7 protein-coding genes are annotated in these 7,834 nt (G+C 71.1%); 3 read left to right on the top strand and 4 right to left on the bottom strand.

The window, feature by feature from the left end; translation table 11 throughout:
- A partial coding sequence (locus E1265_RS29845; RefSeq protein WP_132934105.1) for an aminotransferase class I/II-fold pyridoxal phosphate-dependent enzyme occupies positions 1–652 on the bottom strand: 652 nt, incomplete at its 3' end.
- A 149-nt stretch (positions 653–801) separates the two neighbouring features.
- Here E1265_RS29845 and bioB point away from each other — a divergent pair.
- Genes bioB through bioD form a run of 3 tightly spaced genes read left to right on the top strand, consistent with a single transcriptional unit; the run spans position 802 to position 3,866 of the window.
- Positions 802–1,863 (top strand): biotin synthase BioB, encoded by a 1,062-nt coding sequence (bioB, locus tag E1265_RS29850; RefSeq protein ID WP_132934110.1) that lies wholly within the window; start codon positions 802–804, stop codon positions 1,861–1,863.
- Entirely contained in the window at positions 1,856–3,169 is a 1,314-nt protein-coding gene (locus E1265_RS29855) for an adenosylmethionine--8-amino-7-oxononanoate transaminase (protein WP_132934106.1), read from the top strand. Before bioB ends, E1265_RS29855 begins: the two co-directional genes overlap by 8 nt.
- A 1-nt stretch (position 3,170) precedes the next feature.
- Positions 3,171–3,866, top strand: coding sequence for a dethiobiotin synthase (bioD, locus tag E1265_RS29860; protein ID WP_132934107.1), 696 nt, complete (start codon positions 3,171–3,173; stop codon positions 3,864–3,866).
- 464 nt (positions 3,867–4,330) lie between these two features.
- On the opposite strand, the gene E1265_RS29865 is transcribed toward bioD, so the two are convergent.
- The 3 genes from E1265_RS29865 to E1265_RS37410 form a co-directional block, all read right to left on the bottom strand.
- Complete coding sequence (locus E1265_RS29865) at positions 4,331–6,694, bottom strand: NACHT domain-containing protein (RefSeq protein ID WP_132934108.1); 2,364 nt, start codon at positions 6,692–6,694, stop codon at positions 4,331–4,333.
- Positions 6,695–6,750: 56 nt separating this feature from the next.
- A complete protein-coding gene (locus E1265_RS29870) occupies positions 6,751–7,074 on the bottom strand; it encodes a hypothetical protein (RefSeq protein WP_132934109.1) in 324 nt (107 codons plus the stop codon).
- Positions 7,075–7,425: 351 nt separating this feature from the next.
- A partial coding sequence (locus tag E1265_RS37410) for a hypothetical protein (RefSeq protein ID WP_207931264.1) occupies positions 7,426–7,834 on the bottom strand: 409 nt, incomplete at its 5' end.

A 7,834-nucleotide genomic window follows, 5' to 3' on the forward strand; every position in this document is an offset into this window, starting at 1 on the left:
CCACCGCGCCCCGGCCGCCCTCCCCCAGCACGCCGAGCCCGTGCGCGTCGTCAACCACCAGCGCGGCGCCGGCCGCGCGGCAGGTCTCGGCGAGCGGTTCGAGCGGGGCGAGGTCGCCGTCGACCGAGAACACGGCGTCGGAGACGGCCAGCGCGCGCCGCTCGCCCCGCTCGCCGAGGGCCTTGCGGAACGCGGCTGGCTCGGCGTGCGGCACCACGGCGACCTCGGCGCGGGAGAGCCGGCAGCCGTCGATCAACGAGGCGTGGTTGCCGGCGTCGGAGACGATCAGCGCGTCCCGGCCGCCGAGGGCGGCGAGCGCGGCGAGGTTGGCGGCGTAGCCGGACGAGAACACCAGCGCCGCCTCGAAGCCGCAGAACTCCGCGAGTTCGGCCTCAAGCCTGGCGTGCAGCTCGGTGGTCCCGGTGACCAAGCGAGAGCCGGTGGCGCCGGCTCCCCAACGCCGCGCGGCCTCGGCCGCCGCCTCGACCACCTGGGGGTGGCGGGCGAGCCCGAGGTAGTCGTTCCCGGCCAGATCCAGGACGGTGGAGTGCGCGGGGCGCGGGCGCAGTTGGCGCGTCAGGCCGGCACACCTGCGCTGTTCGGCGACGGCGTCGAGCCAGTCGAAGACCCGTTCTGACGCGTCGTCACGCATGTGTCAGCCCCTCCGGCGGTTGTTGAATGCTCATAAAACCTAGCCGTGGCCGCCCTTGCGAAACAGGCGGCAGTGGACACACTCGCCCCTGTCGCTTTATGGACTTCCTCCTTTGCCGCGGCGGTGTCCGCTACGCCAGGATCAACCCCATGGAGCTGCTCAACACCCTGGTGGCCAAGGGCCTCAGCCGTGAACTGCCCACCCGCGAGGAGGCGTTGGCGGTGCTCGCCACGTCCGACGACGAGTTGCTCGACGTCGTCGCGGCCGCCGGCAAGGTGCGCCGCCAGTGGTTCGGGCGGCGGGTGAAGCTCAACTACCTGGTGAACCTGAAGTCCGGTCTCTGCCCGGAGGACTGCTCGTACTGCTCGCAGCGGCTCGGCTCGACGGCCGGGATCCTCAAGTACACCTGGCTGAAGCCGGAGCAGGCGGCGGACGCGGCCAGCGCCGGGGTGGCGGGCGGCGCGAAACGGGTCTGCCTGGTGGCCAGCGGGCGCGGGCCGACGGAGGGCGACGTGCGGCGGGTCTCCGAGACGGTCGCCGCGATCCGCGAGCGCCACGCCGACGTGGAGGTGTGCGCCTGCCTCGGGCTGCTCTCCGACGGCCAGGCCGAGCGGCTGCGGGAGGCGGGCGTCGACGCGTACAACCACAACCTCAACACCGCCGAGGCGACCTACGGCGACATCTGCACCACGCACGGCTTCGACGACCGGGTGGACACGGTGCGGCAGGCCAAGTCGGCAGGCCTTTCGGCCTGTTCGGGGCTGATCGCCGGCATGGGCGAGCGCGACGAGGAACTGGTGGACGTCGTCTTCAGGCTCCGCGAGCTCGACGCCGACTCGGTGCCGGTCAACTTCCTCATCCCGTTCGAGGGCACGCCGCTCGCCAAGCGGTGGGACCTCACCCCGCAGCGCTGCCTGCGGGTCCTGGCCATGGTGCGCTTCGTGTGCCCGGACGCCGAGGTGCGGATCGCCGGCGGCCGGGAGATCCACCTGCGGTCGCTGCAGCCGCTGGCCCTGCACCTGGCCAACTCCATCTTCCTCGGCGACTACCTGACCAGCGAGGGCCAGGCCGGCAGGGCCGACCTGGAGATGATCGCCGACGCCGGCTTCGAGGTGGAGGGCATCGAGACCCGGACGCTGCCGCCGCACCGGGCGGACCTGGTCGCGGTGCGCCGCCGTGGCGCCGGCACCGAGGTGGCGCCGAATGCCTGATCAAAATCCGCTGATGACACGGGAGTTGCTGGATCTCGACCGCCGTCACGTCTGGCACCCCTACGCCCCGATGCCGGGCACGGCCGAGCCGCTGCTGGTCGAGTCGGCCGCCGGCGTCCGACTCCGGCTTGCCGAACCTGCCTTCGGGCAGCGTGAGTTGGTGGACGGCATGGCGTCCTGGTGGGCCGCGCTGCACGGCTACGGCCACCCCGTGCTCAACGCGGCCGCGCGGGACCAGCTCGACCGGATGAGCCACGTCATGTTCGGCGGCCTCACCCACGAGCCGGCGGTGCGGCTCGCCACCCGGCTGGTCGAGATCACCCCGGCACCGCTGCGCCACGTCTTCCTCGCCGACTCGGGCTCCGTCTCGGTCGAGGTGGCCATCAAGATGTGCCTCCAGTACTGGCGGTCACGCGGCCGACCGGCCAAGCGCCGGCTGTTGACCTGGCGCGGCGGCTACCACGGCGACACCTGGCACCCGATGTCGGTGTGCGACCCGGACGGTGGCATGCACCGACTGTGGTCGGGCGCGCTGCCCAGGCAGGTGTTCGCCGACGCGCCGCCACCCGGCTTCGACGCGCGGCCGGACCCCGCCTACGCGGCGTCCCTGCGCGAGCTGATCGCCGCCCACGCCGGCGAGTTGGCGGCGGTGATCGTCGAGCCCGTGGTGCAGAACGCGGGCGGCATGCGGTTCCACTCCCCCGGCTATCTGCGGGTGCTGCGCGAGGCCTGCGACGAGCACGACGTGCTGCTGGTCTTCGACGAGATCGCCACCGGATTCGGCCGCACCGGCGGCGTGCTGTTCGCTGCCGACCACGCGGGCGTGGCCCCCGACGTGATGTGCGTGGGCAAGGCGTTGACCGGCGGCTACCTGTCGATGGCGGCCACGCTGTGCACGGCGCGGGTGGCCGACGGGATCTCACGCGGCGAGGTCCCGGTCCTCGCGCACGGACCGACGTTCATGGCCAACCCACTGGCCGCGGCGGTCGCGAACGCCTCGATCGACCTGCTGCTCGGTCAGGACTGGGCCGCCGAGATCAAGCGGATCGAGAGCGGGCTGCGGGACGGCCTCGCGCCGGCCACCGACCTCCCCGGGGTGCGGGACGTCCGGGTGCTCGGCGCCATCGGCGTCATCCAGCTCGACCACCGGGTGGACATGGCGGCGGCCACCGCCGCCGCGGTCTCGCGCGGCGTGTGGCTGCGGCCGTTCGGCGACCTGATCTACACCATGCCGCCCTACGTCACGGACGACACGGACCTCGCGCTGATCTGCGCGGCCGCTCGCGCGGCGGCGGAAGCCGGCTGAGATGGACGGTCCCTTCCTCTTCGTCAGCGGCATCGGCACGGAGATCGGCAAGACGGTGGTCACGGCGGCGATCGCGGCCACGGCGCTGGCCGGTGGCCGCTCGGTCGCGGTGCTCAAGCCGGCCCAGACCGGACTGACGGCCGATCAACCCGGCGACGTGGCCGAGGTGGTCCGGCTCGCCGGACCTCTCACCGGCCGCGAACTCGCCCGCTACCCGGATCCATTGGCGCCGGCGACGGCCGCCAGGCGGGCCGGCCTGCCGTCGGTCGGCCCGGCCGAGATCGCCAAGTCGGCCGAGGCCCTGGCCGAGGACCACGACCTGGTGCTGGTCGAGGGCGCCGGCGGACTGCTGGTCTGGTTCGACGAGGGCGGCAGCACGCTCGCCGACGCGGCCCGCCGCCTCGACGCGCCGGTGCTCGTGGTGACGACGGCCGGGCTCGGCACGCTCAACACCACGGCCCTGACGGTGGAGGCGCTGCGCGCCAGGCGGCTGGTCTGCCCCGGCGTGGTCATCGGCAGCTGGCCCCACCGCCCCGACCTGGCGGCCCGCTGCAACCTCGACGACCTGCCGCGCGTCGCGGACGCACCGCTCCTCGGCGCGATCCCGGCCGGCGCCGGGGCCCTGCCACCCGACGCCTTCCGCGCCCGCGCCCCCGGCTGGCTCACCCCGCCACTGGGCGGCCGCCGGCCCCACTGACCGCCCGCGCGGGGTCCCCACCGGAGTGACCGGCGCTCCGCGCCGGCATGTTCCCCCACCCACCCTCTCTCGCGCTCCGCGCGACGGTCCACGCCACGGATCGGGGCCGGATCCGTGGCGGCTTCGCCGCCGGCTCACGCGGCCATGCCACGCGGCGAGCCCTCCCGCATCCGCTAATCAGCTCCCTCCAGGGCGTCGCGCAGCTCGTCCGCGTATCTGGTTGCGTGAATCGCCTGGTAGACGGCGTACGCTCGGTCCCGGGTCAGTCCACTGCGGTAGGAGGCTGGAAGCTCCCGATACGCATCCGGTGGCACGGTCGAGGAGGAGAGCACGGGTCTCCTCCGGCCAGTACTCGGCCAGTAGGGCCAGAGCAATATCGCGAACGTGGAGCGTGGGTTCGTTGGTGGCGTGGTCGAGAAGAAGGCGGTGAAGTTCGTCGCGCGTCTCCTCCGGCCAGTACTCAGCTAGCAGGCGCAGCGCCCTGCCACGCAGGTGCGGCTCGGGGTCGTTCGTGGCACGGTCGAGGAGGAGGGAACGGGTCTCCTCCGGCCAGTACCCGGCCAGCAGCGCAGCGCAGCATCCCGGAGATAGCGCTCGGGATCGTTCCTGGCGCGGTCGAGGAAGAGGGCGCGCGTCTCCTCCGGCCAGTACTCAGCCAGCAGGCGCAGCGCCCTGCCACGCAGGCGCGGCTCGGGGTCATTCGTGGCGCGGTCGAGGAAGAGGCGATGAAGTTCGTCGCGGATCTCCTCCGGCCAGGTGCGGGGCGAGTTGTCGAGTGCTGACTCGCGAACCTCTGGATTGGGGGAGTGAGCGGCGAGGACGGTCGGTGTGCCTGGCGCACGGTAGAAGGAAAAGACAAACCGGTGGAGATCTCGCTCTCCCCCAACGGTGTCACCGCTGGAGAACTGTCCGTAGAGATGGAACCAGCGCAGGAGTCGAGGGCGACCTGCCCAGTAGTCACCGAACGTCGCTACGGCCGGCTGAGCCGAGCTTAATCGGCTGGCCGCCCAAGGCCACCGAGTCAACTGCCAGATCAGGGCATCGATCACGTTCTGGCTGCACCGCACCATGGCGGAGGTGCCGATCTTGCGGATCTCGGCCAGGGCCCGAATTGCCAGGGCGAGGAGAGCATCGTCGCGTGAGGCCCGGTACAGCTCCAGGAGGTGACCAATGAGAGAGGCGGCGTCAGTGGGATTGAGCTGCCCGGTGACCAGGAGGAGCACCTCGTGCCAGGCGGGGTCGGAGGCGCGACGGCCGAGGACGGCTCGGACCAACTCCTCCCGTGTCCACTCCCGCTCCGACTGGTAGCGGTGGGTGATGTCAGAGGCGGCGAGGTATTCCAGAAACGTTCGATGGACGAATCCGTAGGCGCCGCTCCCAAAGTTGCTGAGGATGAAGTTCCTGTCGCGCAGCCGGTTCACCATGGCCCGAGCCGCTGTTCGAGCCTGCATGGGCGGAAATTCGAAGTCCGTGAGGAAGTCGCGAATGATGCTCTCGAGTTCGTCGGTGTCGATGAGGTTCCTGGCAATTCCGCCCTCGCCGGCCTGCATGTGACGGGCCAACAGCCGCAACAGCTCGAGCAGGTCCCTGGCCTCCAGACACTCCAGTGCGTCACGGACCTCAGGGTGTCCTGCCGGCTTCAGGTGTTTGGAGTCCTGGTCCCAGTGCGCGATCAGCACGGTCACCGCGTGCTCGTAGACGCCCCTCCGGTCACGCGGCAGGGTCTGCCGTCGCCCAATGATCGCCAAGATGGTGAGCAGCATGGGATTGCCCGCCAGTTCCCGTACCGATCTTGAGTTCGCGACCGCGTCCGTGACTCGCCTCACCAGGATCCCGGCCAGCTGACCGTCCTCCGGACAGGCCGTGCGGTACCAGAGGCGGGCAAACTCTGCAATCTGCTCTTCCGTCAGATCCTGCAGCGTGTAATGGGTGAAGCCGGCAGCGTCGAGAACACTGGGCTGGTAGCCGACGATCCGCGAGGTCACCACCACACGGGTGCCTGGGTATCGCGTGGCGAAGGCAGCGATACGGTGCGCGGCCAGCTTACGCATCTTGGGGTCGAACAACTCGTCGAGACCATCGAAGACCACGACCACCTGACCGCGGGCCAACAGGGATCGCAGAACAGCCGGCGGCACGGACATGCCCTCGGTGCTGTGCAGGTGATCGAGAAAGTCCTCGAATGTCGCGTCCTGCCACCTCGGCTCAGCGCACCTGCGCAGTTCCACCATCAGCGGCAGCCTGTCCCGGAGCGCGGCCGGGACATCTCCCGCCGCGTCCTGGGCCAGCTTCAGGACGAGATACCGCCCCAGGGTGGACTTTCCCGCGCCCGGATCGCCCAGTAGGACTACCCGCTCGTGCTGCCTGTCGGCCAGCACCTCGAGCACCGGTCCCACCGGCCGCTCAGACATCGCCTGCGCCCGCTCGACCTGCGCCCCGTCCACTCCCGGAAGCACGCCCGCCGGGTCAAGGAACTCACCACGGTCCGCGAGCCGCTGTACCAGCTCCCGCGGCAGTGTCACCGGTGGCATCCCCTCCCGCACCAACGGTGCGACGAACACCTCTCGCAACCCGATCGTCTGCTGCTCACCCTGGTCCGACATCGGTGTGAGGACTTCCAGGTCCAGCCTTCCGTAGGCCTCTCTGACCCGCCGGGCATAGTGCGCCAAGGCGGCCCGAATCTCCTGCGGGTTCAGGCCTTCCGGCCCGGCGGCCTGCTGCAACACCAGCCTGTTGATGTTCAGCACCCCGGTGTTGGCGATACCGCCACCCTCCGTGCTGGCGTCCCCGGTACCCGAAACACCAGCGTCCTTCTTCGCCCACACCATCCCGCGCTGCCCCTCCGGTCCTCACCCGTCAACCCCGGCACATCGCCGGACAGCCGTCACGTGGTGTCGATCCCGCTGTTCGCGCTGCTACCCGGCCCCTCGGCTATGGCCTCGCCACTGTTCCGCACGTGCCCCTGTGGCCAGTCGCCTGCAATCTTGATGCCGGTGTTCGCCGAGCCTCCGTCCCGCGCGGTGGCGCTACCCGTGTTGGACACCGTTGGCACGGACCTGCCGCTAGGAACACCGAACAGTCCGCAGACCAGTCCGACGATCCCCACGACACCACCCACCACACTGGCGACCCAGCTGGCAGTCTCCAGATCCACCCAGACCCACGTGCCGATCACCGCCACCAGCAACGTGCCAGATCCCGTCACCATGACGGCCCTGCTCCACCCGCTCATGGCCACATCTTCCCTGAACGGGCCGTGCGTTTTAGGCGAGTTCCGAAAGGAGCCGCCGTCGAGAGCGTACGTACGGCCTGCCTGCCCATGCCAACCAACAGCATCGCGGCGAACGTGGCGGCCTGGGCATTGCCTGAACAGCGCCAGCCGGATCTTGAACCGGATCTTGAAGCTGTCAGCGGAAGGGCCGGCGGCCGGTCCTGTCCGGGCCGCCCGGCACCCGGAGTTCGTCGGCGGGCGTCGTCACGCGGACCGGTCGACCTGCGTGACGCGCGGCTCGGCTCGTGGTGCGCGCCGCCCGTCCGCTCGTCCGCGCACCACACTGCCTCAGGCCACCGCCCACATCTCCGGCGGTACGGCGGGGAACCCGGCCTCCAGGAACTCCGCGGTGGCGGCGTCCGACACGATCATGTCGGGCCAGATGTCCCGCAGTTCCTTGGGGGACCGCTGGCCGAGCAGCATCTGGAGCAGGGCTCCGGGCGGGATCGCGGCGTGCGCTGCCCCGGCGTCGGTCTCGGCCGCGCCGCGTGGCTCGGCACGTGCCGTGACCGGTGCGCCGCCGTCGAAGCGGATCCTGACGCGCTGGTGGTACGTGTCGATCACCAGCGCGTCGTCGGGCCACCGCAGGTCGTGTTGGCGCCAGCGGCGAGCCAGCACCGGGAGCCAGCGGTCGAGCAGCGCGGCGGGGTCGCCGGTCCGCGCGTACCAGGCCCGGGGCCGCGGGGTGGTGCCCGGG

It is taken from the genome of Streptomyces sp. 8K308 (genome assembly GCF_004348315.1).
Taxonomy (GTDB): domain Bacteria; phylum Actinomycetota; class Actinomycetes; order Streptomycetales; family Streptomycetaceae; genus Streptomyces.

Excerpts from the sequence above, each read along its gene's own strand:
- bioB (WP_132934110.1), top strand. The coding sequence starts at position 802 with ATGGAGCTGCTCAACACCCTGGTGGCCAAGGGCCTCAGCCGTGAACTG.
- E1265_RS29855 (WP_132934106.1), top strand. The coding sequence starts at position 1,856 with ATGCCTGATCAAAATCCGCTGATGACACGGGAGTTGCTGGATCTCGAC.
- bioD (WP_132934107.1), top strand. The coding sequence starts at position 3,171 with ATGGACGGTCCCTTCCTCTTCGTCAGCGGCATCGGCACGGAGATCGGC.
- E1265_RS29865 (WP_132934108.1), bottom strand. The coding sequence starts at position 6,694 with ATGGTGTGGGCGAAGAAGGACGCTGGTGTTTCGGGTACCGGGGACGCC.
- E1265_RS29870 (WP_132934109.1), bottom strand. The coding sequence starts at position 7,074 with ATGGTGACGGGATCTGGCACGTTGCTGGTGGCGGTGATCGGCACGTGG.